This is a genomic window from Paenibacillus sp. MAHUQ-45 (assembly GCF_058133325.1).
Genome location: NZ_JBYUPV010000002.1, coordinates 180,337 through 206,549, shown reverse-complemented (window position 1 = coordinate 206,549; position 26,213 = coordinate 180,337). Strand labels below are relative to the sequence as shown.

The 26,213-nt window shown below is 49.6% G+C and carries 25 protein-coding genes; 6 read left to right on the top strand and 19 right to left on the bottom strand.

Annotated features, from left to right (window positions below; translation table 11 throughout):
- Positions 1–4: 4 nt before the first annotated feature.
- From AC3Y23_RS04620 to AC3Y23_RS04590, 7 genes are all read right to left on the bottom strand, one after another.
- Positions 5–1,723, bottom strand: a complete 1,719-nt coding sequence (locus AC3Y23_RS04620; RefSeq protein ID WP_379196157.1) for an adenine deaminase — start codon at positions 1,721–1,723, stop codon at positions 5–7.
- A gap of 22 nt (positions 1,724–1,745) precedes the next feature.
- On the bottom strand, positions 1,746–2,810 hold the full coding sequence (locus tag AC3Y23_RS04615; protein ID WP_379196155.1) for an ABC transporter ATP-binding protein: 1,065 nt from the start codon (positions 2,808–2,810) through the stop codon (positions 1,746–1,748).
- Between the two features lie 15 nt (positions 2,811–2,825).
- Positions 2,826–3,614 (bottom strand): ABC transporter permease, encoded by a 789-nt coding sequence (locus AC3Y23_RS04610; protein WP_379196153.1) that lies wholly within the window; start codon positions 3,612–3,614, stop codon positions 2,826–2,828.
- A 4-nt stretch (positions 3,615–3,618) separates the two neighbouring features.
- The gene (locus tag AC3Y23_RS04605) at positions 3,619–4,440 is read right to left on the bottom strand and encodes an ABC transporter permease (RefSeq protein ID WP_175373577.1); all 822 of its coding nucleotides are present in this window, start codon (positions 4,438–4,440) and stop codon (positions 3,619–3,621) included.
- Between the two features lie 4 nt (positions 4,441–4,444).
- Positions 4,445–5,404: a nucleoside hydrolase gene (locus AC3Y23_RS04600; RefSeq protein WP_379196151.1), complete on the bottom strand. Its 960-nt coding sequence runs from the start codon at positions 5,402–5,404 to the stop codon at positions 4,445–4,447.
- Between the two features lie 2 nt (positions 5,405–5,406).
- On the bottom strand, positions 5,407–6,501 hold the full coding sequence (locus AC3Y23_RS04595) for an ABC transporter substrate-binding protein (protein WP_379196149.1): 1,095 nt from the start codon (positions 6,499–6,501) through the stop codon (positions 5,407–5,409).
- Positions 6,502–6,791: 290 nt separating this feature from the next.
- A complete protein-coding gene (locus tag AC3Y23_RS04590) occupies positions 6,792–7,136 on the bottom strand; it encodes a DUF2294 domain-containing protein (protein WP_379196147.1) in 345 nt (114 codons plus the stop codon).
- A gap of 269 nt (positions 7,137–7,405) precedes the next feature.
- Here AC3Y23_RS04590 and AC3Y23_RS04585 point away from each other — a divergent pair, with 269 nt between their 5' ends.
- From AC3Y23_RS04585 to AC3Y23_RS04575, 3 genes are all read left to right on the top strand, one after another.
- On the top strand, positions 7,406–9,049 hold the full coding sequence (locus AC3Y23_RS04585; protein ID WP_379196145.1) for a helix-turn-helix domain-containing protein: 1,644 nt from the start codon (positions 7,406–7,408) through the stop codon (positions 9,047–9,049).
- Between the two features lie 154 nt (positions 9,050–9,203).
- Complete coding sequence (locus AC3Y23_RS04580; RefSeq protein ID WP_379196143.1) at positions 9,204–10,319, top strand: ABC transporter substrate-binding protein; 1,116 nt, start codon at positions 9,204–9,206, stop codon at positions 10,317–10,319.
- Positions 10,320–11,070: 751 nt separating this feature from the next.
- The gene (locus AC3Y23_RS04575; protein WP_379196140.1) at positions 11,071–11,694 is read left to right on the top strand and encodes a GyrI-like domain-containing protein; all 624 of its coding nucleotides are present in this window, start codon (positions 11,071–11,073) and stop codon (positions 11,692–11,694) included.
- A 52-nt stretch (positions 11,695–11,746) separates the two neighbouring features.
- Here AC3Y23_RS04575 and AC3Y23_RS04570 read toward each other — a convergent pair whose 3' ends face one another.
- From AC3Y23_RS04570 to AC3Y23_RS04555, 4 genes are read right to left on the bottom strand one after another with little or no spacing between them, the layout of a single operon-like run.
- Positions 11,747–13,279 carry an MFS transporter gene (locus tag AC3Y23_RS04570; protein ID WP_379196138.1) on the bottom strand — a complete coding sequence of 511 codons (1,533 nt, stop codon included), beginning with the start codon at positions 13,277–13,279 and terminating at the stop codon, positions 11,747–11,749.
- 56 nt (positions 13,280–13,335) lie between these two features.
- Positions 13,336–14,007 (bottom strand): polymer-forming cytoskeletal protein, encoded by a 672-nt coding sequence (locus AC3Y23_RS04565; protein WP_379196136.1) that lies wholly within the window; start codon positions 14,005–14,007, stop codon positions 13,336–13,338.
- Complete coding sequence (locus tag AC3Y23_RS04560) at positions 14,000–14,683, bottom strand: hypothetical protein (RefSeq protein WP_379196134.1); 684 nt, start codon at positions 14,681–14,683, stop codon at positions 14,000–14,002. The genes AC3Y23_RS04565 and AC3Y23_RS04560 overlap by 8 nt, the downstream gene beginning before the upstream one ends.
- 14 nt (positions 14,684–14,697) lie before the next feature.
- Complete coding sequence (locus AC3Y23_RS04555) at positions 14,698–15,327, bottom strand: YhbD family protein (RefSeq protein WP_379196132.1); 630 nt, start codon at positions 15,325–15,327, stop codon at positions 14,698–14,700.
- Between the two features lie 499 nt (positions 15,328–15,826).
- Between AC3Y23_RS04555 and AC3Y23_RS04550 the strand changes: the two genes are divergently transcribed.
- Together AC3Y23_RS04550 and AC3Y23_RS04545 are read left to right on the top strand one after the other, a co-directional pair.
- Complete coding sequence (locus AC3Y23_RS04550) at positions 15,827–16,816, top strand: GNAT family N-acetyltransferase (RefSeq protein ID WP_379196130.1); 990 nt, start codon at positions 15,827–15,829, stop codon at positions 16,814–16,816.
- A gap of 37 nt (positions 16,817–16,853) precedes the next feature.
- Positions 16,854–17,351, top strand: coding sequence for a GNAT family N-acetyltransferase (locus tag AC3Y23_RS04545; protein WP_379196128.1), 498 nt, complete (start codon positions 16,854–16,856; stop codon positions 17,349–17,351).
- Positions 17,352–17,528: 177 nt separating this feature from the next.
- On the opposite strand, the gene AC3Y23_RS04540 is transcribed toward AC3Y23_RS04545, so the two are convergent.
- The 8 genes from AC3Y23_RS04540 to AC3Y23_RS04505 form a co-directional block, all read right to left on the bottom strand.
- Positions 17,529–18,140 (bottom strand): 50S ribosomal protein L25, encoded by a 612-nt coding sequence (locus tag AC3Y23_RS04540; RefSeq protein ID WP_379196126.1) that lies wholly within the window; start codon positions 18,138–18,140, stop codon positions 17,529–17,531.
- 219 nt (positions 18,141–18,359) lie between these two features.
- Complete coding sequence (locus AC3Y23_RS04535; protein WP_379196123.1) at positions 18,360–18,833, bottom strand: GNAT family N-acetyltransferase; 474 nt, start codon at positions 18,831–18,833, stop codon at positions 18,360–18,362.
- Positions 18,834–18,945: 112 nt separating this feature from the next.
- Positions 18,946–19,911, bottom strand: a complete 966-nt coding sequence (locus AC3Y23_RS04530; protein ID WP_379196121.1) for an ABC transporter ATP-binding protein — start codon at positions 19,909–19,911, stop codon at positions 18,946–18,948.
- On the bottom strand, positions 19,904–20,887 hold the full coding sequence (locus tag AC3Y23_RS04525; protein ID WP_379196118.1) for an ABC transporter ATP-binding protein: 984 nt from the start codon (positions 20,885–20,887) through the stop codon (positions 19,904–19,906). Before AC3Y23_RS04525 ends, AC3Y23_RS04530 begins: the two co-directional genes overlap by 8 nt.
- A 12-nt stretch (positions 20,888–20,899) precedes the next feature.
- On the bottom strand, positions 20,900–21,823 hold the full coding sequence (opp4C, locus tag AC3Y23_RS04520; RefSeq protein WP_379196116.1) for an oligopeptide ABC transporter permease: 924 nt from the start codon (positions 21,821–21,823) through the stop codon (positions 20,900–20,902).
- Between the two features lie 13 nt (positions 21,824–21,836).
- The gene (locus AC3Y23_RS04515) at positions 21,837–22,793 is read right to left on the bottom strand and encodes an ABC transporter permease (RefSeq protein WP_379196114.1); all 957 of its coding nucleotides are present in this window, start codon (positions 22,791–22,793) and stop codon (positions 21,837–21,839) included.
- A 61-nt stretch (positions 22,794–22,854) separates the two neighbouring features.
- On the bottom strand, positions 22,855–24,621 hold the full coding sequence (locus tag AC3Y23_RS04510) for an ABC transporter substrate-binding protein (RefSeq protein WP_379196112.1): 1,767 nt from the start codon (positions 24,619–24,621) through the stop codon (positions 22,855–22,857).
- Between the two features lie 223 nt (positions 24,622–24,844).
- The gene (locus AC3Y23_RS04505; RefSeq protein WP_379196110.1) at positions 24,845–25,750 is read right to left on the bottom strand and encodes an ArsR/SmtB family transcription factor; all 906 of its coding nucleotides are present in this window, start codon (positions 25,748–25,750) and stop codon (positions 24,845–24,847) included.
- 169 nt (positions 25,751–25,919) lie between these two features.
- Between AC3Y23_RS04505 and AC3Y23_RS04500 the strand changes: the two genes are divergently transcribed.
- Positions 25,920–26,213 (top strand): GNAT family N-acetyltransferase, encoded by a 294-nt coding sequence (locus tag AC3Y23_RS04500; protein ID WP_379196107.1) that lies wholly within the window; start codon positions 25,920–25,922, stop codon positions 26,211–26,213.

Genomic DNA, 26,213 nt, shown 5'->3' with positions numbered 1-26,213 from the left:
GTTATTATTCACTTAAACTGAACAGCAGCGGTACAACCTCGCCCTTGCCTACATCAATCAGGCCAAGGTCGGTGATCTTGAGCGCCGGACTAACAGGCAGGGAATGCGTGCTGATGGACATAATCGGGTTGTAGTGATTATAGCCCAGCGATTCCATGGCTGACCGCAGCTCCTTCACCTTCTGGGCAGTGATCTCCAGCGGCTCCTCGGTGAGAATACCGCCGACCGGCAGAGCCAGATGGGCGAGCACCTGTCCGTCACAGACGACACAGAAGCCGCCTTGACCAGCGATGACTTCATTCGCCGCCAGCGCCATATCCTCGGGATTATGGCCGACGACCAGCAGATTGTGATTGTCGTGCGAATAAGTGGTTGCGATCGCGCCACGTTTGATCGTGTCGCCGCCGATTAGACCGTAAGCCCGGTTGCCATTCTTGCCATACCGCTCGAAGGTAGCGATGAGACCATAACCGCTCTCCTGCCATTGCAGCAGACCGTTACGCACCTCTGCCTCGCTGTGCTTCTCCTCCGTGAACGTGGATACGTTGTTGACCATCATCACGCGGCAGCCATAACGTCCATCTGCCTTCTCCGAGACAACCGTAAAGTCGGCTGCAGTTACCGGATCAAGCTTCACGCTCTGGTAAAAATGCGCCGGGAAGCGGGGCTCTGACACCGGCTGGGACTGCGGCTGATGGCGGTCATAGGCCTGCTTGCCGCCTTTGAATACTGCGTCTAGTTCAAAGGAATGCAGATCGGACAAGAGCAGATAATCAGCGATCTTGTTCGGTGCAATCACACCACGGTCCTGCATCCGCATCCGCCGAGCAGGGGTGAAGGTTGCGGCGTAGACGGCATCCTCAGGCGTCATGCCCATCTTGATCGCTTTGCGCACCAGATGGTCCAGATGTCCGGTAGCCACGAGCGAATCAGTCATCACATCATCGGTCACAAAGCAGAAATGCTCACCGACAGGATGTTTAATTAAGTAATCCACGACATCCGGGGTCATGGACTTCTCCTGAATTTCAATGAACATCCCGGCAGCAATGCGGGCAGTCAGCCCTTCAATGCTCTGGTGGGTATGATCCGAGTCAATGCCCGCGTAAATCAGCTGATGCAGATCGAGATCCAGCAGCTTCGGGGTGTGCCCCTCAATCACCAGCTCCGGATAGCGGCTGCGGATATGCTGGAGTATACGGTTGCTTTTGCCATCCGGATCACGAATAACATCCACATAGTTCATAACTTCCCCAAGACAGATCATCTGCTCGGTCGCCATCAGCTGGTCGATATCCTCAATTTCTATGGAGCCGCCGGTAGTTTCCAGCAGTGTCGCCGGTACCGAGCTTGGAATTGCGTAGAACATGTCCACCGTGCAGTCTTCACTGGCCCGAATCATCTCATGTACGCCCTCGACACCGAACACATTAGCCATCTCATGCGGCTCAGGAACGATGGTCGTCACCCCATGACGCAGAATGCCATAAGAGAATGTCTCCGGGGTAATCATAGTGCTCTCAATATGCAGATGGATGTCAATCAGACCAGGAACCATGTATCTTCCTTGACCATCAATAACCTCACTCGCAGTGAATGTATCCGCGCCCAGACCACCGATGTACAAAAAACGCCCATCCTTCACAGCCACATTGGCCAGCTCAAATCTTTTATAGTAACTGTTATACACATTCACATTCAGAATTAGTTGATCCGTAACCATCGTATATGCTCCTTACTGCGGCTTACTGCACCAGCACCAGCTTGTCTTTTGGAAAATAAATCGTAACCTGCTCCCCTTGTGCAAAGGGTACATCCATCTCCTGATTGACCGTAAATACGCCTAGCTCCGTCTCTACTTCATACTGATAACTACGTCCCAGATAAGTGCTTACCTGCACTCTTCCCGAAAGGGTATTGCCTGAAAGCGGAGCCTCATGTGTGCTAGACCACAGTTGAAGGTCATCCGGTCTGATCGCGCCCAGCAGTCCAGTGTTGCCTGCCCCATCCGGGCGTTTGGCCGCCAGGAACTTCAAAGCCCCCCGGCTCAGCTCGATATCCTCACCTGTATCATTACGGCCCTCGAAGGCAATAAAGTTGCCGAAGCCAATAAAGCGGGCCACATATTCACTAGCCGGATATTTAAAAATAGTCGTCGGGTGCGCAAGCTGCTCAATCTTCCCGCTGTTCATCACGGCCACCTGATCGGAGATCGAGAAACACTCCTCCTGATCATGGGAGACGTAAACGGTCGTAATTCCAAGCTCCTGCTGAATTCGGCGGATCTCAACGCGCATGTTCACCCGCAGGTTCGCATCAAGGTTACTCAGTGGCTCGTCGAAGAGCAGCAGATCCGGCTCGATGACCAGCGCGCGCGCAATCGCAACACGCTGCCGTTGTCCACCGGAGAGCGCCTTCGGCAATCTTTTCTCAAAACCGCCCAGGCTGACAATCTCCAGCATACGGTTCACCCGCTGCTTCACTTCTGCTTCCTTCATTTTGCGCAGACGCAGGCCGAAGGCCACGTTATCGTACACCGACATATGCGGGAACAAGGCATAACTCTGGAATACAAAACCAAAGTTCCGCTTGTTCACTGGCACATTGGTATAATCCTTGCCACCGAACATGAACTTGCCCTGCTCCGCATTCAGGAAGCCGGCGATCAGGCGCAGGGTGGTCGTTTTGCCACAGCCGCTGGGGCCGAGCAGGGACAGGAGCTTCCCTTTTTCAAGCTGCAAATTGAAATCTTCCAATATAAAACGGTTGTCGTAAGCAACCGATACTTGTTCCAGACTTATTAATGCCATTACCGTATGCCTCCGTTATCGTTTGGTAAAATAGGCGAATCCCATCAGACGCTCGATGAGGAACATCAGCGCTGCTGTCAGCACCATCAGGATGACCGAAATCGCTGCAATTGTAGGGTCAAAATAATTCTGCACATAGGTTAGCATTTGAATCGGCAAGGTGCTTACCCCTGGACCGGTCATAAACACGGAGATATCCACGTTATTGAAGGATTCCAGGAAGGCGATCAGTACCGCAGCCAGAATGCCGGAACGAATGTTAGGCAGCACTACTTTGAAAAAGGTCTCTAGACGACCCGCGCCGAGACTCTGTGCGGCTTCTTCTACGGCAAAATCGAAATTGGCCAAGCTTGAGGCAATCACTCGGATAATGAACGGCAGCATAATCACCGTGTGGCCGATCAGCAGACCGGCATAAATCGGGAGTCCGTACACCACAATCAAATAGCGCAGCAGCGTGAACCCGAGCACAATGCCGGGAATGAGCACTGGTGACAAGAATAGCGCGTTCAGTGTATCCCGGCCCCGGAACTCGAACCGGCTCAGTGCATAAGCCGCCGGCACACCCAGCAGCAGTGCCAGCAGATTGCCCAGCATCGACACTATAATGGAAGTCTTGAATGTCTCCATGAACATACTTACTTCAAAGATATTCCGGTACCATCGCAGCGAAAAGCCCTCCGGGGGGAATTTCAGGACAGTGCCCGGCTCAAATGAAGTGATTGAAATAATCACTAGCGGGCCTAGCAGGAACACAAACACCAGGAATGTGTAAAACGACAGTGTGCGGCTTCCTTCCTTCATCTTCTCACCCCTTCGGATTTAGTCGGTTCGCCCAGGCATTCATCAGACCAACCACCACAAATGTAATCACAATCATAATCACGGCAATGACAGACGCCGCCTGCCAATCATTCAAGGTCATGGCATTTTGGTACAGGAACGTTGCAACGACGCGTTCTTTCCCGCCCAGCAGCGCAGGTGTTGTATAGGCCGTCAAGCTGCCGACGAACACGAGAATACTGCCGATAATCAGTCCCGGTACGGTGAGCGGGAAGATGATTTTACGGAAAGCTGTGAACGATGAAGCGCCCAGACTGCGGGCAGCCCGCACCAGCTCATAATCCAGATTCTCCATTACGCCCAGCAAGGTGATAATGATCAGCGGCAGGAAGAGATGCACGAGACCGACCATCATAGCCACCGGTGTATAGAGAATCTCGAGCGGCTTTTGAATCAAACCGATGTTCATCAGAAACGTATTGAGCAGCCCCTTCTTCCCGAGAATGATCATCCAGCTGAAAGAACGGACAACCGGGCTGGTCAGCAGCGGGAAAATGGACAACGCCAGCAGAATGCTTTTCTTGCGGATGCCGGCACGGGAAATATAATAGGCAGCAGGGTAGCCTAGCACCACGCACACCAAGGTTGTCACTACACTTACCCGCAGGGTGGTGAGCAGGATTTTATTGAAATACCCGTCTCGGAAAAAGGTCATATACCCTTCCAGGGTCAGACTGCCGTCAGGCATAAAGGTTGAAACAATTGTAAGAATGATAGGGATCAGCATGAATGCTGCCAGGAACAGAAATCCCGGCAACAGCAGCAGATATAGATATCTTTTATTCATTGAGTTAACTCCCGTCTGTCTTCATCTCTTGGTTCAGACTCCCGATGAATAGCTCAAGAAAAGCGGGGTCATCCACCTCCAGGCAGACACTGACATTATATGGCTTGTTCAGCCGGTTCTGGAAATCGCAGACCGTCTGCCCGTCGCACAGCTCGCTCCGGGTCTCTACATCCACGTAATAATCCAGCTTTGTCACCAGGTCCGGATTAATCGCCACACCTACCGCCAGTGGATCATGCAGGGCACAAGCTTCAACGCCGTTGCGCTCGTAATACCGCTGGCGATAGTCGGCTGTACTCTGCTCCACATAAGCTGCGATCTCGGGATTACTCAGCTTGGCAATATCCGCTTGCGACAGCAACGCCTTGCGAGTAACATCCAGACCCACCAGGGTGAGGCGCGGGAAACCCGCACCCACCACCAGCTTGGCGGCTTCGGGATCAACATAAATGTTGTACTCAGCAGTAGGGGTGATGTTACCTGAGCCGCGCACTACGCCGCCCATGACGATGACTTCAGCGGTATGCTGCACCAGCTCCGGGCATTTCTGCAGCACTTCGGCCAGGTTGGTCAGGGGAGCGGTCATAATCAGTGTGACCTCTCCCGGCTGACTCATTACCTGACGGATGATGAAGTCCGCAGCGGATTCTTCCTCCACACGCTTACCGACTACCATATCCGCCAATGCACCGCCAATGCCGTCGCGCCCATGGACGCGATGCTCGAAATGTACTTCACGGGCCAGCGGCTTGTCCGCTCCCCGGTGCACCGGAATCTCGTTCTGAACGCCGAGAAACTGCAGGATTTTACAAGTGTTTTCTGTCGCCTGATCTAACGATACGTTACCATTAACCGTGGTGATGCCAAGGATGTCGAGCGCTCCGCTTTTCACCGCCAGCATGATGGCTAAGGCGTCATCCACGCCTGTATCCACATCGAGAATTACTTTTTTACGAATAGTCATCCTTAACCACCGATCTCTTTATTCCAGCGATCAGTCCAAGCTTTAATGTTATCGTTGACGAATTTCATATCCAGTTTACGCAGCTTGCCCACAACATCCGCGCCGTAAGTTACGCCCTTGGCTTCCTCTTCGTTCAGAACAACTTCAGTGTTTACCGGGGAATCAACCTTGGCCTTAGCGGATTTCTCTTGAACTTCCTTGCTCAGCTGCCAGTTGATGAATTCTTCGGCCAATTCCTTGTTATCTGTACCTTTAACTACGTTGATAGTGTTCATAACAGCAAATGCACCTTCAGATGGAGCCACGAACTTCGCATCCGGTACTGCGGCTTGCAGATCCTTGAAGTACATCTCCATAATCGGTCCTCCGGCAATTTCCTCCTGGCTGAACATGTTCACGTATTCGGAAGTCTGGCTGTAATATTTAATCACGTTCGGGTTAACTTCTTTCAGCTTGGCAAAGGCTTGGTCTTCATTGAAGTCAGTGCTGCCAGCAACGACAGAAGCTGCATCTACCATCATCGGTCCTGCAGTCGCCGTAATCGCCGGAAGTGTCAGATTGCGATCAAAGGCCGTCCAAAGATCTTTCCACGATGTGATCTCACCCTTAACCAAAGCCGGATTGTAGGCAATACCGAGACGTCCTATCGTGTAAGCAGGACCGTAGCCCTCACCGAGTGGAGCTTTGGCAATATCATAGAGATGTTCAAGGTTAGGCACCTTAGCGGTATCGATGGTATCAATCAGTCCTTCATTAATACCTTGCTGTGCGTAGTAATCAGACAGATAAATAACGTCAACGTTGGAGCTACCCTGACGAATCTTGTTCAGGCGCTCAGCGTTGTTACCAATCTCCACGACAATCTTGACGTTGTGTTCTTTCTCAAAAGGTGCGTACACTGCTTCCTTGAAGAAATCTTCCGAGAAGCCCCATGTGGAGATTACCAATTCCTTGGGTGCTCCTGATTTCCCATTGTTTGCAGCAGTTCCGCTGTTAGTGCCGTTAGCTGTAGTAGCGGAATTGCTTCCCGACGATCCGCAAGCGGTCAGTGCCGCAGTAAGTGTAAGTGCAAGTGCTGTTCCCCAAATCTTTTTCATAATCCAATAGACCTCCCTGATGTGTGTGTATAAAGATAATATGGCTTAAATCTCATAATTCACGTTGACAATCGGTCATTTCAGCCCGTATTTCGGGCGCCCGGCGATGTTGACAGCACCTCCTAACCATAATTAAATTCTATGTTTCCCATTTTTTCTCATAAAAAAAGAAAAGTATTCTTGTAGGAACAAGAACACTTTTCTCCGTTTAAACAAAGGAAAGAGCTACCCGTTATAGAAAGACGGTCTTCGCTTAAGATAGATCAAAAGCAAAAATCCGGATAGGTATTTTAATCTTCAGCCAAAATCATGTTCGTAAAGGCCCATTGGGTTCGTGCATCGTAATCTCTCAGCAGAACCTCAATCTTTAGGCCCATCTCTTCTTCTAATCTTTCCTGGAACTTCTTCTTGAACAGGAGCGACATTCGAAAGTCCACTTCCTGTTTAAGCTCCGGCGCCTCGCCTTCCAGTGCAGAAGAACGGGGAGAACGGCGGTGCTTGGCGTGAAAGGTAATGACCCGCTGATCGAGAGTTACGCGGAGCAGGGTCGTCCCGAAACCAAACAATTCCTTGGAAAGCTCATTGTAGATCTGGCACATCTTCTTCTTGTTCTCATTGCTGTCCAGTTCTGCCATGAAACCACCTTCAACAACAGAATATCGTACAATCACATCAATATTTAATGTCATTATACATAATTATTGTGTTTTGGGCAAGAAAAAAGGCAAACAAAACATTCAAGTAACGCCAAACACGAACGATAAATCTTTTTGATAAAGAAATTTGAGCCTTTCTGCCCCCCTGTCAGACCTATAATTCCCTGCTTAAGGTTTGACGATGATAATGATTATCAATTAAAATACTTCATATATAAAAGTAAGTTTCATTAGGAAGGTGCCCTGACATGTTTACCAAACAAGATCATATAACCGGGGACCCTGACGAGGTATTACGCCGTACATGGTACAAGCTAGTCAACATAGAATCGGTCGGCTACAGCAGAGACTATTGGTCTTATCGAAGAGAGCTTACCGATCGACATCTGCTAATCATTGCCGGCAGCGAATGGAACAGAATCGTGGTAGACGGACAGGCTCTCGCAACGTATTCAGGCATGGTAGTGGTCTGCCGGCCCGGGCAGAGTGTGGAGATTGGCGTCACCTCAGAAGAGGGGCACCCGCTGTACTTATTGTATTTTGAAATGGGAAGTACTAACCCTGCAGTGATAGATCTGCATACAGCTGAGAACCCACAAAGTGGGGGCTTGGAGGAGGAATCCCGGATACCAGCGGCTCCAGCCTTATGTGGTCAAATACACCGTAGTTGGCTCAGTGAAAGTCTGGCAGACAAGATGCGCGCCCAGGCTGTTTTTCATGAATTACTGGCGTTGATCATAGAGTACCAGGGACAAGAGACGGTGAAACTGCTATCCAAAGTCAAAGCAGAGATCGACCGCCATTACTCCGAGGAAATCACGATTGAGCGCCTAGCTGTAGCTTCCGGGATCAGCCGCTACCACTTAATGCGAATATTCAGGGAACGTTATGGAAAAAGCATTGGCGAATACCTCACGGGAATCCGCTTGCATCATGCCAAACAGCTCATGTTGAAACGTGAATATTCTATCCATGAGATTGCCGGAAAGGTCGGCTTTCAGAGCGAGTCTTATTTCCGTACCGTCTTCAAGAAGCAAGTCGGCCTGGCTCCAGCCGCCTATTTGCGCAACCGGGCATGCAAAGTGGCAGCATACAGCTGGCCAATCTTGGGTCACCTGCTTCCGTTACAGACCATCCCTTATGCCGCTCCTATGGACCATTACTGGACGGATGATTACCGGCGACAATACGGCAGCGATGTTATCATTCAGCTTGGGCATGAGTATGAATTCAATCGCAGCGTGCTTAGACAAGCCCAACCTGATCTCATTATTGGTCTGGACAGCACCATTTCTCCAGAGGAAGAACAACGATTGCAGGAAATCGCGCCTGTTCTGCTGCTTCCCTGGATGAGCGCCGATTGGCGGACACACCTGCTGTTGGTGGCCGAAGCTCTGGGTCGAACCCATGAAGGCGAGCAATGGCTTGAACGTTACGATTCTCAAGCACGATCCGTCCACGAGCAGATCCAACCTGTCGTTAAAGACGATAAAGTGCTGGTACTGAAGATTGCCACCGACGGACTATTTGTGTTGGGGCGCAAAGCCATGACCGTGTTGTATGATGATCTGCAGATCACTCCGGCTCCCCTCGTTAATGGCATTGAATGGTTCGAAGCAATCGAAGACTGGCAGCTAACTAACTATGATGCAGACAGAATGATTGTCAGTGTGGACGATAACCCCGCCTCCCGCCTGTTGTGGGACAAACTCCAACTGTCGGAGCATTGGACTACACTACTTGCTGTGCAGCATCATGCGGTACACCGTTTACCAGGACATTCCTCCTGGGTATATCCTTGGATCGAGTACACGGCTTGGGATCACAAGCTCCTCCTGGATAACACACCTAGGATTCTATTGGATAATAACAACTTTGATTCTGTTGGATAACAACACCTATGATTCTGTTGGATAACACACCCATTTGTTTTTGTGCGCTCATTTCTGAGAATACAGCACGATAGTGAATATACAGAGGCAAAAGATTGCGATATACTCCTCATTAATGATAATGATTATCAAATGAGAATGTGGAGGAATACAAATGCATTACAGTTTATTTTCGAGATTTACATCCGGTAAAGTTCCCCCTAAACGCGGGAAATCTCCGGTGTCCTTACTATGGATGGGGTTGGTGATTGTATTTACTCTTACCCTGACCGCATGCGGAGCCAATAATAGCAGCAGCGCTAATAGCAAGGGAAATAATGAGCCTGCATCCACTGCTCAAACTACTGTGGAACCGAGTAGCACTAATGAGCAGACTGGATCTAATGTTAATGCAGATAAGGACCAGCCGAAGACCATCAAGCATGAGTTTGGTGAGTCTGTTATCCCTGCGCACCCTAAACGGATTGTTTCTATTGGAATGGAGGACATGCTGCTCTCTCTTGACGTCCCAATGGTTCAAGCCTTTAGCACAGATGGTTATTATCTGGACAAACAGCTCAAGGACAAAGGAATCGCCATCAACAGCTCCTTCGATATTAATCTGGAAGCCATCACGGCTGCCGATCCTGACCTGATCATTATGAACAAATACATGACCGACGAACAGGGCTACGAGCAATTGAGCAAAATCGCTCCGACCATTGCCTTTATCCGTGATGACTGGCAGACTGGCATTCTCGAAATCGGCAAAGCACTTGATAAGGAAGATAAAGCCCAAAGTGTCCTGAAAGACTTCCAAGACAAGGTTCAACAGGCCCAAGCTACCATCAAGCAGGCTGTCGGCGAGAACAAAACTGTAGCTTTTATCCGTCCTAGCACCAAAGATGTTGAGTTGGATTTCCCGGAATATGCCTGGACCTCAATGCTGTATAACGAGCTAGGACTGAAGCCAGACCCAGAGGTATTGAAAATTGCCTCCACCACTACGGATACGTGGGGTGGCACCATGCTGTCGCTCGAAGTGCTCCCTAAACTATCAGCCGATTATCTCTTTATGGATTACGGTGCTTCTATGTCCAGTGAAGAAGAATTTCAGCAATCGGTACGCGAAGCCGCAGAAGTGGAAAAGCTTAGCATCTGGAAAAGCATTCCCGCTGTCCAAAAAGGCAATGTCCATCAGGTATCCGCACGCCACTGGGCGCTTAACGGTCCTATTGCAGACGGTCTGAAAGTCGACGATGTTGTTAATGCTCTTACTGGAAGTAAATAAGTAGCACTTTTAGAGTGCCAATTGAGAAAAAAGAGACTAAACTCATGATTTAGATGGAGTGAGGTTTGAGGTTTGAGGTTTGAGGTTTGAGGTTTGAGGTTTGAGGTTTGAGGTTTGAGGGCGGCACTGATCTCCCATCCGTCTTCTCTCCTCCCTCTTCCTTCTTCCTTCTTCCGTCTTTCTTCTTTCGTCTTTCGTCTTTCGTCTTTCGTCTTTCGTCTTCCCAGTCGTCTTAACAGTGTAAAATGGTCCGCTTCCCAATTAAGTGCATTTTTGCACCTTATTTTTCTTGAAAATAGGTAAAGGAAGCAAATAAGGGCATTTTTGTATCTTAATTTTCGAAAAAGTATGCTAAACAGGGAATTCTGGAAGAATTAAGGTACAATATTGCACTTAATTCCCATTTACCCTGAGTTGCAGTGAATTTAAGGTACAAAAATGACGTTAATTACACTCTAGGAATAACTTCTAAGCTTTGTTCGTTATTTTAATGCGTTTATATGTAGAAAGTGGTTTATAAAGAGTTATCTGGAGAGCATGGCGACCGGAATTCCAAACGTTCCATCACAGTGACGACCGCGCTTTACGTTCGAATCTTGAGTTCACCTTATATAATCTTAACTTAAAAAAAATAAGCTTCTGCCGGAATCTAAGGCAGGGGCTTATTTTGTTTGAATCCGTCCATTCCAAACATGACACTGTGCTGTCCAGTTGCCTGTGCTATTCTACCTCAAAAGGAGGCGCTATTCAGATGAAATACGAATGGAAGAAACAAGACAAATCCTTCTACCTGCCACTAGCGAAACCGGAGCTGGTCACGGTTCCCGGCTTTAATTATTTTATGCTGGAAGGATGCGGTAATCCCAACAGTGACTTATTCTCCGAGACGGTAGGCGTGCTCTATTCCCTCGCCTATGCCGCTAAAATGCTCCCCAAAAAAGGAAAGCTGTTAACCGAAAGCTATTACGATTACTCTGTCTTTCCGCTGGAAGGTGTCTGGGATCTCACTCAAGAGGGAAGAGAGAAAGATGTTCTGGATAAAGACGAGCTGCTGTATACATTGATGATCAGGCAGCCAGAGTTTGTCACTGAGGACTTAGCAGCGCAAATTCTGGAGATCGTAAAGCAGACCAAACCGCATGTGTTGATGGAAAAGGCCATCTTCGGCAAGGTCGAAGATGGCCTGAGTGTACAAATGCTCCATTCCGGATCGTATGACAATGAGCCGGAAAGCTTTGCAGCTATGGAGGACTACTGTATGCGGAATGGGCTGAAACGTGCCTCCAAGACCCATAGGGAAATTTACCTGACGGATGCCCGCAGAACCCGCCCCGACAAGCTAAAGACCGTTCTCCGATTCAAAGTTAACCGGTAGGGATAGACCCGAACCAAGGGGGCGGCCCCCCTCACTCTCTGTTAACGAACTACTAGTGCCCGGACACCGCCGAGTCCCCGGCTGCCGAGGCATCCATTTTCTGCCGGCCCATGAAGAAGGAAGCCAATAGGGCCAGGGCAGCCGGAATCATTGCCCAAGCAAAGGTATGCGCGATGGAAGAGGATAATCCTTCTGTAATCTTGGACAAGATTTCAGGTGGGATCATCGCTCGGGCTTCTGGCGATAGCAGGGAGTGCGGGTCTTTGAAATCCAGCGCCCCGGCTGGAGCTCCCGCGCCCCCGGCGAACATGCTGGTCAAGCTGCCGGTGAAGTAATGGCTTTGGATAATGCCAAAGCTGGTAATGCCGACAGTCATCCCCAGCGAACGCAGGAAATTAAGCGTTGCGCTAGCTGAGCCGCGCTGCTGGGCTGTCAGCCCGTGAATCGCTGCTGTGCTCAGCACCGAGAAGGAAGCTCCGATGCCAAGACCGATCAGGATCATATAAACGGTCACTAGCAGACGTGAGGCATCCGGCGTAAGTGTCGCCACAAGCCCTGTTCCCACCACCAACAGCGCAAGGGTAGGAATCAGCAGGCTGCGGTAGCTTACTTTTGACATCAGGAAGCCTCCCGTTGTTGCTGTAACTACAGAACCAACCATCATAGGCAGCAATACCATCCCCGAATTCGTCGCAGAACCGCCCATAACCCCCTGAATAAAGATTGGGATATACACAGAAGCCACAATAAATGCCGCCCCGCTAAACAATGCGCTCAGGATACTGAAGGCGTACAACCGCTTTTTGAACAGTGCAAACGAGATAATCGGCTCAGCAGCCTTCGTCTCCACATACAGGAACACAATTGCTAACACGGCAAACACTGCGAATAATCCCAGAATCACCGATGAATCCCAAGCATACTGCTTGCCGCCAAGCTCCAGTGCGAACATCAAGGAGATAACCGCCCCAAGCAATGTACCTGCACCTAACCAGTCGATCGGCTGCTTGGAATGCTCATGCGATTCTCTGTAAAAGAACACCACCATCACAAAAGCGATCAGTCCCAGCGGCAGATTAATGTAGAATACCCATTGCCAGGCGATATGGTCTGTAATGTACGCGCCCAGCAGTGGGCCAAACACACTCGACAAGCCGAACACCGCACCAAAAGCCCCGCCCAGCTTGCCGCGCGACTCCAGCGGAACGGCATCGAACATAATCGCAAAAGCAATCGGAACCAGGGCTCCGCCACCGATCCCCTGAACAGCCCGATAGGCCGCAAGCTCAGTAATCGTACTAGCTGTCCCGCACAGGGCTGAGCCCGCCATAAAAACAATAATTCCGAAAATAAAGAACTTCTTCCGGCCATACATATCTGACAGCTTGCCAAAGATCGGCATACCTGCCATTTCTGCAACGAGATATGCGGAGGTTACCCAGACAAATTTGTCCATTCCCCCTAGTTCCCCAACAATATTGCCCATAGCCGTTGCAACGATCGTGCTGTCCATTGAAGCCATCAATATTCCTAGCAGCAATCCTGCGATTACAATGCCCAGATTGGGCGATTTGGCTGCACTCATCTTTTCCACTCCTTAATTTCTGTATATCACAAAACTATATAGCTCTGAGCAGCCTGTCAGATTCTCACCTGTTGCTTCACCGAGGCATTCTTGTGAATCTCTAGCGTCTCCCGGTATTCCACCGTCTGAATTACACAATCGGGACCGATGATCACTGACCCACCTCGGACAGTATCAGCTACTGTACAGTGTAGTTCTATATTGTCCCCTTCAATCAGACCCGCTCTGAAAATAACATCCTGCTTCGCTTTTATAAAGTTAAGCAGCTTGCCTGCCTTGTTTTGCTTGATGACAACAGTACCGCCGCCAACCTCCCGGGCACTGCCGGGTCCAAACAAGTTGATCTGCAGCCGCTCTGCGCTGAGCAAGCCTTCCACCTCTGCTGCACCGGAAATCTGCAGCTGCTCTGCTTCACAATCACCATTTACCACAAGGCTTCCACTGAAATCTATGTGCTCGATTCGAGCTGAAGCTGCTTTGACCTCGCCGGTTCCGCGCAAGGACTGTCCTGCAAGCCCCCCGGCTACAGCAAGCTCACCTGTCACTTTCAGCTTCTCCGCTTGCAGGTCACCATCTACCCTTACATTACCAGTCAGACTCAATCTCCGGCAGTCTACAGCATCATTGAATTGGCACTCACCTGTCACTTTGACGTTCAGGAAGGAACCTCCCCCTGAAGTGCTAGTACCCACCATACTGAGGTTGCTAAGCGTAGTTTTGTCAGACACCGATCTTCTCCTCCCTTCCTACTCTGGCTCCCGGATGTACGGTTAACTGTGAACGATATTCCACGGCTCCGACTGTGCAGCCCTCGCCGATGATGACAATATTTCCTCTGATAACATCAGCATTAGTGTATTCCAAATCAATGAAATCACCCTCAATAGTCCTGACGTTCAGCTCCGGCTTGAGTTTAGGAAACACTCCTCCCAGCAGCCTGTTCCACGCGCCCTGATTGTTCTGACGAATCACAAGACTTTCGACACCAATCTCATTGGCCTTGCCCGGTCCATGCAGGACAAAATCCACATGCCCCGCGCTCAGCAGACCATTCACCGTAAATGCCCCTTCACCAGTCAATTCCTCTAGCTCACAATCTGCCTTCGTGCTGATCACACCATTGAGCATACAGGATTCACCCCGCAAGGCGCCTCCGATACGAAGCATCCCTTCTGCTTTGAGACTTTCGACCGTCAGACCTCCTTTAACATTCATATTTCCGTTGCATTCCAGTTCTTCTGCCCGAAGATCACCCTTCAGATGAATATGTCCATTCCCTTTAACAATCCGTGCCTCCACCGAACCGTTAACGGTACCTACGCCATCAATCCTAACTGTATCGTAAGTACCACCGGAGGCCCCCCCTACGCCAGCAATGACCAAATCGCCAGGTTGCTTCACCATGCTCATTCCCTCCATTAATTAAGCTTTCCTCTTAACTGCTCCATTAGATTCGCTACAGTGATCCTGTTGACAAGCCGTACTCCTTCATCAAAGATCAGCTCAGCAGGTGCAATTGACAGAAGGAAAGACGTCACGCCCATTTTGCGGACAAAAAACAGCTCCCATGCCTTCCCTTCCAATCTCGAAGAATTCTCCAACAAGGTACGGAAGAGTAAGTCACCTTCTTCAAGGCTCATCTCTCCTCTACTGAGCAGGCTATCAACAGTGAACAGATACATCACTTCATCAAATGTGTAATTCCCCTCCGCTTTCGGCTGCTTGCCAAACCGATCCAGCACCAAACTCGAAACGATGTTACGTTCCAGTAATTCTTTTGCGGACACAGCTGCCTTGCTGATCGGCGGGGGTGAAGATAATTTGTCTGCCAACTCATCCAACGAGAGGTCGTCTTTCATGCTTACGATGTTATCGATACGGGCCAGAATCATCTTTCTGGGAAAAAAGGTTTCTTGCCCAGTAAAGGTTGATTTGCGGATAAACCATTCCTCAGGAATCAGCTGCTTCCGCTTCCAGCGGTAGAGCTGGCCGTATGATATGCCGGTTAAATCCAGCAAATCCTTCTTGGATATCAGATCTTCTTCCATCTTGATCACTCCTCGCGATCATCGTAACATAACACTGTTACGTTGTAAATCTAAAATCTATAGAGGTCGAACTCAAGTTCCTTACTTAAGACTCGTTCGTTCCCCCAGTGAATGTTTGAACTACTCACGTTCCCTGCCTTTTTCCATCCTGATTCTATACCAGAACAGTACGGAGAAGCCTCCGCCCAGAGGCTGATTTTATGGATACCTTAAGGAGTACTCCCTTTGTCTCCGGATTTCAACCGTTACAAGTGGTTAAACAAAAGAAATCTGGAGACAACAGCGACCGAAAGTCCAAGCTTCACCAGAACGACGCCGATCCTTAGGTTAGTATCTTAAGTTCAATGTATAGATTGCGGGAGGGGTAGAGTTTGTTATATCGGTTTTTTCCATATATTCCTTCTTTTGGACCTGCCATAATAAGAGAAGAAATCGCAGATCTATTTAAAATGAACAATTGAAAACAACAAAAGCGAGAAGGAACGAAAGGGGCAACACAATGTCGATTACACTGCGGCCTTTACAATTGCCGGAAGATTATACCGGACTGGCCAAATTGCTTAATACGGAGTGGGCGGAGCCAACCACTGCCCAGCAGCTTGCGGAAGATGATGCTAAACTCTACGAGGTTGGTGATACCTATAAAGATGAAAATGGGCTGCTTGCAGGCTATGACCGAACCCGCCATGTTGCGGTGAATGACAGGAATGAAATTCTGGGGTATGTCTATTGCTGGCGTGCGCCCTGGACGGAGGCGGGCCAACTGGTGAATCTGATGGTCGTAGCCGAACAGCACCGTCGGCAGGGAATCGGGCAAAAGCTGTTGGATCATGCCCTTGAGTGGGGCCGCCAGATTGGAGCCTCCACCCTTGTCGCCCAGGTCTGGGACGATAAACCGGATTCTCTTAGCTTTGCTGCACATCGGGGCTTTGAGCAGGAGCGGCATATTTTTCAATCCGTGCTGGACATCGCGAAGGTTGACTGGGAACACCTTGACGAGGAAAGCGTCATTTTATCGCTGGAACAATCGGGTCTGCGTTTCACCACACTCGCGGAAGAACCCGGCGAAGTCTCCAAGCAGAAGCTTTATGAGCTTTATAAGGAAACTGCGTTTGATATTCCGGGATATACCGGTGATTTTCCCGTTATTGAGGAATGGCGCAAATGGAATTTGATGGTTGACGGCTATGCACCGGAACAGGTGATTATTGCTGTCGATAGCGACAAATACATTGGTGTATCCAATGTACTGCACAAAAAGCAGACCAATGGCATGTATCACGAATATACCGGGGTGAGCCGCGCCTATCGCGGCCGCAAAGTTGGGCTGGGACTTAAGCTCAAAGCCGTTCACCTTGCGAGAGAAGTCCGTGCAGATTATATCCGCACAGACAACGATTCCACTAACGCACCGATCCTGAAGATCAATCGGCGCCTAGGTTATGCACCACTTCGAGGATCTTACCGGATGTTTGGACGGCCCTTTTAGAGACAGGTCTAATTAGTCACAGACTTCTATCGGAGGAATGAGAGTGGTTCAGTTACTCCCTGTACCAGAAGATAAACAAAACGTACTGAATAACCTCTATCAGTTATATCATCATGACTTCAGTTCATTCACTGGGGAGGAGATCAATGAAAGTGGTCTGTATGACATCTCCCTGGAGCATTATTGGCGAGATTCCCGCTGGAATCCATACTTCATTACCTCCGGGAACCATATTGCCGGATTTCTGGTTGTGTTATTCGAGAATCAGGATATAGATCCTGATCCTACTCATGTTATTTATGATTTTATGATTCTCCGAAAGTTCAGGAGACAGGGGCTGGGAAGAGCAGCAGCACAACTGGCCTTTGATTCCTTCAAGGCTAACTGGAAAGTGGCCCAGATGTCCTCCAATGAAGCCGCGATCTTATTCTGGCGTGAGGTGATTGGAGAATATACGGAGCAGAGCTATACAGAGTCGTTCAGGAGTGATATGAACAAGTATATCCAGACTTTTAGCACCAAGTGCTACAGGTAGTAGAGATGTACTGTGAACAAGCGCATAATAGCCTTCACGATTATGAAGCCTTTCATTTTTTATAATCATCCATAAAGCGTACTATGCATAGTGACAAAAAAGAGCAGACAATTCCCGGAAGGATTTTGCCTGCTCTTGTAATTCAAATCCACTTAAGACACGCGCTCAGTGCCTGTCCTATTCCTCGGCTTTGACCTCAGCAGTAGCGTCTGCAGCCGTTTCACCCGCTTCTTCGGCGGCTGGCGCCTCGGCAGCTACCGGCGGTGCGATCCGGATGATTAGTGTATCTTCCGGTGTCAGCACTTCCCAGCCCTCATGCTTCGGCAGGTCAGAGACTAACAGCTGATCCCCGATCTCCAGGCCGCTGATGTCCACATCGAATGTTGCAGTCAATTTATCTGGCAGTGTGCGAATATCCAGTTCATACAGCTCTATCTGCTGCACGCCCCCGTTCTTCACACCAGCCGGGTCTCCTGTAAAATGAAAAGCAACCTTGGTATCCAGTTCTGCCTTCATATCAATTTGTTGAAAATCCACATGCAGCAAACTGCGCGATAGTGGCTGACGTTGTGCTTCTTGAATCACGGCATTTTTGGCGCCCGCACCTGGTAGTTCCAGCTTCAGGATTGCTCGCGGATTTTTGCTTAGAATTTCGTTGATCGTTTTTGCATCCGCAGAAAAGGAGTGAGTATCTGAACCTGCACCGTAGACAACGACCGGTACAAAGCCTTTACGCCGCTGGGAAGCGGCCTTGCCGGATCTTTCGGTCAAACGTACTGTTGTATTCATTACAATTCCTCCTGAGTAGGGATTTAAAAAAAGACCGATTAGATATGTATGTCTAATCAGTCTCTTATTAACCATATTTGCCTGTATGGGAACCAGTATAGCACTGCGGATGATACAAGTCAAAAAAGTCATAAATGATAAAAATATCCAAAATAATATCATTCGGCTTCTCCCTAGCTTCGAGTAAAGCCCCGAATAAACGGGTTACTCACTGAGCGATTACCCTATCCGCCGGTAAAAGACCAACGTTGCTTTATCATTTAGCTGCGTGTACTCCCCCGTCTTTGCGAAGCCCATTTTTTCATACAGCCAACAGTTGCGTTCTTCCTCAGCAATCGTTGCTAGCTCCCAAACAGCGGCCTGCGGGAACATCTCCATGATCAAATTAAGCACTCTTTGGGCTATTCCCTTTCCCTGGTATGCAGGAAGAATAAAAAATGGCCCCAGCCACATCCGGGTCTTTTCTTCCTTCCAAGTCGCACGAATGCCTCCAACAAGCACGTCATCAAGCACTATTTTATAAAATCCGCCCTGAGGACTTGTAATTCTGCCGATCGTCTTTTCAATGCCTTCATTGGCAGGACTGGTATCCATATCCTCGTATTTTTCCAACGAAGGCAGAAAAGCTTGAATTTGAATGTTGTGAAGAGCCTCCGCATCTGACTCCACAGCCTTTGCAAGCGTCACCGTCATGTCTCTCCATCCCCTGTCATAGGTAATGAAACCCATTGTATCATTTTTTTCACAGGGAAGATGAAACTACTACATTTTTGTACCTTTTATTGGAACTATTTTTATGATAGTCCTAAACCAGATGACACGCTACAAAATGTCCGCCTCCGGCATCCCTGAAGACGGGAACCTGCGAGCGGCAGACCTCTTCCGCGAAGGGGCAGCGCGTATGGAATTTACAGCCGGACGGCGGGTTCGCCGGGCTCGGAATATCGCCCTTCAGCACAATTCGTTCCCGCTTCAGCTTCGGAATCGGGATCGGCACCGCTGACAGCAGCGCCTTGGTATAGGGATGCAGCGGATGACGGAACAGTTCGTCCCGGGATGCCGTCTCGACCATGGAGCCAAGGTACATTACGCCGATAGTCGAGCATAAATGCTCCACGACACTAAGGTCATGGGAGATGAACAAATACGTCAATCCCCGACTCTGCTGCAGCTTGCTGAACAAGTTAATGATCTGAGCCTGAATGGATACATCCAGTGCAGAGACCGGCTCGTCAGCTATGATCAGCTCAGGATTCAGTATCAGCGCCCGCGCAATGCCGATCCGCTGCCGCTGCCCACCAGAAAATTCATGCGGGAAACGGTCGATATGGTACGATGATAATCCGCAGGATTCCAGTGCTTCCAGCACCAAATCACGTACATCGCTGGCGGAGCATAAACCATGATCCAGCAGCGCCTCGCCGATGGCATCCCCTACCCGTACCCGCGGATTCAGTGAACTGTACGGGTCCTGGAAGATCAGCTGCATCTTGGGCCGCAGCCCGCGCAGCTCTTCAGGCGGCAGGGCGTGGATATCTATCCCCTTGAACTTGACCTCGCCAGCCGTCTTCTCCGTCAGGCGGAGAATGGTGCGGCCAACCGTGCTTTTGCCGCTACCAGACTCTCCGACCAATCCGAAGGTCTCCCCTGGCTGCAGCCGGATGCTTATGTCATCCACAGCCTTCACCTGACCCACTGTGCGGTTAAGCAGACCTTTCGTAATCGGAAAATACTTCTTTAAATGATTGACTTCCAGCAGTGCCTCAGGCATGGACTAACGCCTCCTCATAGAGCCAGCAAGACACCTTTTGTCCATTGCCAACGTCTTGCAGTACAGGCTGCTTGCTGCGACATACTGGCATACAGTGTTCACAGCGATCATGAAAATAACAAGAGGGTGCAAGCTCCAGCGGATTCGGCACCTGTCCCGGAATAGAGTACAGTTCTTCCTGCCGCTGGTTGATCACCGGCTTGGATTTGAGCAATCCCCGAGTGTACGGATGCTTGGGATTGCTGAACAATTCCACGACCTCACCCTCTTCTACGATCTTGCCAGCGTACATCACGATCACATAGTCGGCCATCTCCGCTACCACGCCAAGGTCATGCGTAATCAACAGAATGGACATGCCTGAGTCGGCTTTGAACTGTCGCAGCATGTCCAAAATCTGTGCTTGAATCGTCACGTCCAACGCTGTGGTCGGCTCGTCGGCGATGAGCAGCTTCGGACCACAGGAAATTGCAATGGCGATCATTATCCGTTGCAGCATACCCCCGCTTAGTTCATGCGGATAGCTATCCGCAATCTGTTCGGGCCGGGAAATACCAACCTGGCTAATCAGCTCGATAGCTCTAGCGCGCGCCTGTTTCTTATTCAACTTCAGATGAACCCGCAGTGGTTCCATGATTTGTTCCCCGATCTTGATCACCGGATTGAGTGAAGACATCGGCTCCTGAAAGATCATCGCAAGCTCATGACCACGCAGACTGCGTAGTGTATGCTTATCCAGTTGCAGCAGGTCTTCACCCTGAAACTCAATGCTACCGCTGGTGACTCTGCCGCCTGGTGACTCGACAAGTCCCATAATGGACATCGCAGTCACGCTTTTCCCGCAGCCGGACTCACCGACAACACAGACTGTCTCTCCTTCTCGTACCCGGAAACTAACGCCATCGACGGCTTTAACCTCCCCATCTTCTGTGAAGAAGTGCGTGCTGAGACCGTCTATGCGTATTACGTTATTCATGATGCTGGTCACCTACCTCTTCTGTTTCGGGTCCAGCACATCTCTGAGACCGTCTCCGAATATGTTAATGGCAATTACTGTGGCAAAAATCGAGAGTCCCGGCGGAATCCACAGCCATGGACGCTGTTGAAAATCAATCATGTTGTTCGCGGCATCTATCATGTTGCCCCAGGTTGGCGTAGGCGGCATAACGCCCAGGCCAAAGAAGCTGAGCACCGATTCGCTAAGTATCGCCCCGCCGATATTGAGCGTGGCCATAACAATCAGCAGCGGAATGATATTCGGCAGCAGATGATTGAACAGCTTGCGCCGGTCACGGAGGCCCAGCACAACGGCTGCCTGCATGAACTCACGCTCACGCAAGCTCAGCATCTGACCTCTGACCATCCGGGCCATGCCCGGCCAGTTCACGATGCTGAGCATCAGCATGACGATATACATGCGATAATCCGTCGGAATTTTCCACTCCGACAACAACGCGCCGAAGATGAATAGTAACGGCAGACTGGGAACGGTCAGTAACAGATCGGCGACACGCATGATAATCTGATCAGCGACTCCGCGATAATACCCAGCTATCGCCCCCAGAAGGGCGCCAATAAAGACGGACAAGACCATAGAGGCCAGCCCAACTGTAAGAGAGATGCGCCCGGCCTGCATGACACGGGTCAGAATATCTCTTCCCAGGGCATCAGTCCCGAGCCAGTGCTTCAGACTGGGTGCCTTGTTCATCATCGCCATATTGATCTTATTGTCTGTATAAGGGGAGAATAGCGGGCCCGCAAAACACAGCGCGAACATGAACAGGACAACCACAAATCCGGAGATCGCCAGCTTATTATGGAGAAGCCTCCGCATAGACTGCCTGAATAAAGAGGATTTCCCGCTTGCTGCCCCTGCCCGGCGTACCGGAGCTAAACTACTGTTAACAGCCAATGTAGTCCCCTCCTTACTGCAACCGGACGCGCGGATCGGCAATGCGATAGAGCAAATCCGATAGCAGCGTTCCAATTACGGTTAATATTGCAATAAACATCGTAAAGCCCATCAGCAGAGGATAATCCCTTAGCCCGAAGGACTGCATGTACAGCTGGCCAATACCAGGCCAATTGAAAATCTTCTCGATAATTAGCGACCCGCCGAACAGTGCCGGAAGCTCGAAGCCGACCAGTGTAATGGCTGGGAGCAGCGCATTGCGAAGTGCATGCGTGAACAGCACCTTGCGTTCCTTCAGGCCTTTGGCCCGGGCTGTGCGGATATAATCCTGCTTCAGCACATCAACCATATTGCTGCGGAAATAGCGGGTCAGCGAGCCGAGACCCAGCAGCGTCATGACGATAACCGGCAGCGCCATATGCGTCACGACTTCCTTGATGTATTCCCACCCGGTGGCGTTGCTGCCTGTCGTTATGATTCCGCCCGGCGGCAGCCATTTCAGGTCGACAGCCAGAATCTTGATCAGGAAGAGGCCAATAAAGAAGGACGGCAGTGACATCGCCGCAAAGATCGCCACCATCACCAGCGTATCGAACCAGGAATACTGCTTGTAGGCTGAGATTACGCCGATAATGACCGCAATCAACCAGGTCAGAAACGTGGATACTGCGGCCAGCAAAAATGAATTCCAGATGTAATCATTAAACAGCTGCAGCACCGGCTTCTGCTGAGCCAGCGAGTAGCCGAAGTCACCGTGCAGCGCGTTCTTCATCCAGAGTCCATAGCGTTCTAACACTGGCTTGTTAAGACCATAGATTTCTCGCAGCTCGGCTTTGCGTTCCGCGGTCAATTTAATGTTACCGGTGATGAAATCCCCGGGTGTCGAGGCATACAGACAGAAGATCAGCAGCGAAGCTCCGAATAGAATAATGATCATGTACAGTAATCGTTTAGTTAAATAAGTGCTCATGACAGGCTCCTTATCAAATGTCCCCTGCCCGAAATGGTGCAAGCAGGGGACGTTTGCTGTTTTATTTCAGGGTCCATTCCGGCAAACTGCCGGCCAGCCCGATGTACGGACTGACGGTGAGATTACCGATGCGGCCGTTATAGGCATACACTGTCTTCTTGTAGTTGGTGAAAATAATCGGCAGCTCGTCATTAACAAGCTGGTACAGCTCTTTGTAAACCGCCTTACGCTGTTCAATATCCGTGGTCGCTAGCGCTTTGTTGTACAGTTCCGTGAATTTCGGATTATCGTAATCCGTGACTTCTCCATTGAAGAATTGCATGAAGGCTTCTGACGGATCGGTCAGCATCGGCGTGGAGAAGGTGACGAGATCATAATCCCCGCCCTCCACCTTGGACACCAGCGAGTTAAAGTCTGCGAAGACCTCCGGCTGGAAATCAATGCCGATGGCTGCAAAGTTCTCTTTGGCTACAGCGATAAAAATATCCGTGTTCTTGCTCTTCGAGCCCAGGTAATGGATCGACAGTGGCTTGCCATCTTTCTCGCGAATGCCATTCGCGCCTGCTTTCCAGCCTGCTTCATCAAGCAGCTGTTTTGCTTTTTCCGGATCATATTTGTAAGGATTGATGCCTTCTTCCGTATAAGCCCAAGAGATCGGCGAAGCCGGAATATTGGCGATAGAGCCTGCGCCCTGAGCTGCATCAACATAGATGCTTTGCCGGTCCAGACCGTAGACAATTGCCTGACGCACCAGCTTATCTTTTAACTGCTCATGCTTCAAATTGACTTGCATATAACCATAGGTGCTTGGAGTATAAGGAATGATGTTAACAAATCCCAGAGCCTTCAGCTTCTCGATATTCTCTTCTGTTGCACTGAACGCGGCGTAGTCCACTTCCCCGGTCTCCAGGAACTGCCAAACATCGCCTTCGGTAGTTTTGTAGATAAAATGTTCAGTTTTAGGTTTTCCTTTAAAATAATTCTCGTTGGCGACAAAGCGGACTTCCTGCCCCGGAATGAACTTCTCCAGCTTGTAAGGACCGTCGCCGAGCGGATGCTCATGCAACTTCTTGATATATTCCAGATGACCGAACTTGTAGTCCTTGCCATAGTAGGCTTTCGACAGTACGTTCGAGCCCAAGGTTACCAGCGCTGTCGCGTTGGGTGTTTCAAGTGTAGCTGAGATCGTCTGTGGATCAATGATCTTAATGCCTTCGATGCTTTGGGCCGTACCTTCCTTGTAAGCTTTGCCGCCCTTCACATTCAGCGTTGGCAACTGGGAGCCGCCATCATAAGCTTTGTCATATTGAATCGTCCAGGTAAAGGCCACATCATCCGCGGTCAATGGCGAGCCATCGCTGAACTTCAGATCATTACGAAGGTGAAAAGTGTATGTAAGTCCATCCTCTGAGACATCCCAGCTCTCCGCCAGCTCCGGTGTAGGCACACCTTTATCATCCACCGTTACAAGTGAGGCATAGAGCAAGGAAGAGACGTTCCCGTCATATCCGCTTTGCTGAAAATAAGGGGTGAACGCCCCGCTCGGATCGGTCAAGCCAACAATAATCGTATCATTGCGCTTCTGCGCGGTAGCCGGAAGCTTGGACAAATCGGTGGCCGTGAACGGTTCGCTCAGCGCACCAGCAGGCACCACATTTGCCCCCGGGGTATTCGAGCTTGCTGTCTGATTCGTACCTGTATTCGTTGTTCCCGTATTCCCTTTAGCACCATCGTTTCCGGCCGTATTGGCATTGTTGCCTCCGCAAGCGGACAGCAGCAGTGAACCGGCAAGCAATAGTGAAGTGATCAGCATCAATCGTTGTTTCATGGACTCATCTCCTGTTTTTTTCTGTGGTTTTCGGCAATAACTATTATTCCTACCTACTAAGTATGATTAAAGACCGATAGTTCACATTATAGAAAGGAAAACGAGTTCTGTAAATAGAGAACTTAATATTTTTTCTGTTTATAAAGAATTTAAATATTTAAACATCTTCCAGATAAAGCAAAAAGAGCGCCTCATGGCGCCCTCTTGTGCATAGAAAAAGATATTATTTTAAATATTCCAGCAATTGCTCGTTCATCTTGTGCAGCCCGTCCAGACGCAGGCTATAAGTTGTCACGTTCTCTCCGTCAATATAAGCGTACAGCAGACCTGCGCAGCGCAGATTAAAAATATGATCATGGACAATTCCCTTGGAAATACCGGCATCCTTGACGATTTCGGTAAAAGTTTTGCGTTGTCCACTAACGGATTGCAGAATCCGTAGACGACTCTTCTCCCCCAAACTGCGGATGGCCCGGTACATGAATGGGGACAGTTCTTCCTCCTCGGCCAGAGAAATCCGTGCGGAATAATGACAGATCGTTATTTTGCCATAGTGGTAGATGATGTTAGCTGGTTGGAAATGAAACTGCGGGATCAACACGAGCTTCTGAAGGCCGTCAATGGGGTTAAAATAAAAGCCGTTCGTTGTCTGATTGATAAAATCCTCCGGGGTCGACATCTTCAGTTCTTCCTGCTTCTGATCTGCATGACTTTGTAGTCGCTCTATAACCTCTGACTTCTGCCGGCTGAAATACTGTGCATTCCACTCTCTCAGTAAAAAGAGCATTTTACCGCGAAACGCCTCCATCTGGAGGGGAAACACCGTGACATATTCCGAAAGGGTCTCGTACATTTCTCCGACCGTCAACCCTTCGATCCAGTTCAGAACACTTTCCACGCTATCCTTACAGGGACACTGGTAAATGAGCAGATTTAGCGTCTTCCAATCATTATTCAGTTCCGTCTCGTCCAGAAGGTTCAGCAGTTCCTTGCTCAGCATATTCCGCGTTTCCGCCGCCCAAGCCTGGCCCAGATCAATCTTCTTGTAGGACTTCCTGCATATAAACGTATGTACGCTGTTCAGCAATTCATAGACAGGTTCAAATTGAACCTCAACCTCGTAATTCATGGGCGTTCCTCCTTGTGCAACTTCTGTTCAGTGCCAGATTAGTGCTTTTATCTTATTGTATATCCCGTCGAACGCGCAAGCATTCGGTTTTGCGTGCGCTCTTCTATCGCTTTTTGAAAGTAGAAGTGGTAATATGTAGCCATCAAGTTGTTGGGGGATGATTAATAAGATGAAAATTCAACATGGAGAAGGTCGTTTTTTTGTTGCCGGTGACGACAAAGACCTTGCCGAGATTACATATAAAGCAGATGAAACCACTGGAGATCTGGTCATTGACCATACGTTTGTCTCCGAGGAGCTGCGCGGCCAAGGTGCCGGAGAGAATCTCGTTAAGGCTGTCGTGGACAAAGCGCGTGAGGAGAATTTGAAAATAGTACCGGAATGCTCCTATGCTGCGCATCAATTCAAGAAGCATCCTGAGTATCAGGATGTACTGAGCGGAGACGGAAGCCGGTCTTCCTGA

Bases quoted from the DNA above. Each gene is read 5' to 3' on its own strand.
- AC3Y23_RS04620 (WP_379196157.1), bottom strand. From the start codon at position 1,723: ATGGTTACGGATCAACTAATTCTGAATGTGAATGTGTATAACAGTTAC.
- AC3Y23_RS04615 (WP_379196155.1), bottom strand. From the start codon at position 2,810: ATGGCATTAATAAGTCTGGAACAAGTATCGGTTGCTTACGACAACCGT.
- AC3Y23_RS04610 (WP_379196153.1), bottom strand. From the start codon at position 3,614: ATGAAGGAAGGAAGCCGCACACTGTCGTTTTACACATTCCTGGTGTTT.
- AC3Y23_RS04605 (WP_175373577.1), bottom strand. From the start codon at position 4,440: ATGAATAAAAGATATCTATATCTGCTGCTGTTGCCGGGATTTCTGTTC.
- AC3Y23_RS04600 (WP_379196151.1), bottom strand. From the start codon at position 5,404: ATGACTATTCGTAAAAAAGTAATTCTCGATGTGGATACAGGCGTGGAT.
- AC3Y23_RS04595 (WP_379196149.1), bottom strand. From the start codon at position 6,501: ATGAAAAAGATTTGGGGAACAGCACTTGCACTTACACTTACTGCGGCA.
- AC3Y23_RS04590 (WP_379196147.1), bottom strand. From the start codon at position 7,136: ATGGCAGAACTGGACAGCAATGAGAACAAGAAGAAGATGTGCCAGATC.
- AC3Y23_RS04585 (WP_379196145.1), top strand. From the start codon at position 7,406: ATGTTTACCAAACAAGATCATATAACCGGGGACCCTGACGAGGTATTA.
- AC3Y23_RS04580 (WP_379196143.1), top strand. From the start codon at position 9,204: ATGCATTACAGTTTATTTTCGAGATTTACATCCGGTAAAGTTCCCCCT.
- AC3Y23_RS04575 (WP_379196140.1), top strand. From the start codon at position 11,071: ATGAAATACGAATGGAAGAAACAAGACAAATCCTTCTACCTGCCACTA.
- AC3Y23_RS04570 (WP_379196138.1), bottom strand. From the start codon at position 13,279: ATGAGTGCAGCCAAATCGCCCAATCTGGGCATTGTAATCGCAGGATTG.
- AC3Y23_RS04560 (WP_379196134.1), bottom strand. From the start codon at position 14,683: ATGGTGAAGCAACCTGGCGATTTGGTCATTGCTGGCGTAGGGGGGGCC.
- AC3Y23_RS04555 (WP_379196132.1), bottom strand. From the start codon at position 15,327: ATGGAAGAAGATCTGATATCCAAGAAGGATTTGCTGGATTTAACCGGC.
- AC3Y23_RS04550 (WP_379196130.1), top strand. From the start codon at position 15,827: ATGTCGATTACACTGCGGCCTTTACAATTGCCGGAAGATTATACCGGA.
- AC3Y23_RS04545 (WP_379196128.1), top strand. From the start codon at position 16,854: ATGAGAGTGGTTCAGTTACTCCCTGTACCAGAAGATAAACAAAACGTA.
- AC3Y23_RS04540 (WP_379196126.1), bottom strand. From the start codon at position 18,140: ATGAATACAACAGTACGTTTGACCGAAAGATCCGGCAAGGCCGCTTCC.
- AC3Y23_RS04535 (WP_379196123.1), bottom strand. From the start codon at position 18,833: ATGACGGTGACGCTTGCAAAGGCTGTGGAGTCAGATGCGGAGGCTCTT.
- AC3Y23_RS04530 (WP_379196121.1), bottom strand. From the start codon at position 19,911: ATGCCTGAGGCACTGCTGGAAGTCAATCATTTAAAGAAGTATTTTCCG.
- AC3Y23_RS04525 (WP_379196118.1), bottom strand. From the start codon at position 20,887: ATGAATAACGTAATACGCATAGACGGTCTCAGCACGCACTTCTTCACA.
- AC3Y23_RS04515 (WP_379196114.1), bottom strand. From the start codon at position 22,793: ATGAGCACTTATTTAACTAAACGATTACTGTACATGATCATTATTCTA.
- AC3Y23_RS04510 (WP_379196112.1), bottom strand. From the start codon at position 24,621: ATGAAACAACGATTGATGCTGATCACTTCACTATTGCTTGCCGGTTCA.
- AC3Y23_RS04505 (WP_379196110.1), bottom strand. From the start codon at position 25,750: ATGAATTACGAGGTTGAGGTTCAATTTGAACCTGTCTATGAATTGCTG.
- AC3Y23_RS04500 (WP_379196107.1), top strand. From the start codon at position 25,920: ATGAAAATTCAACATGGAGAAGGTCGTTTTTTTGTTGCCGGTGACGAC.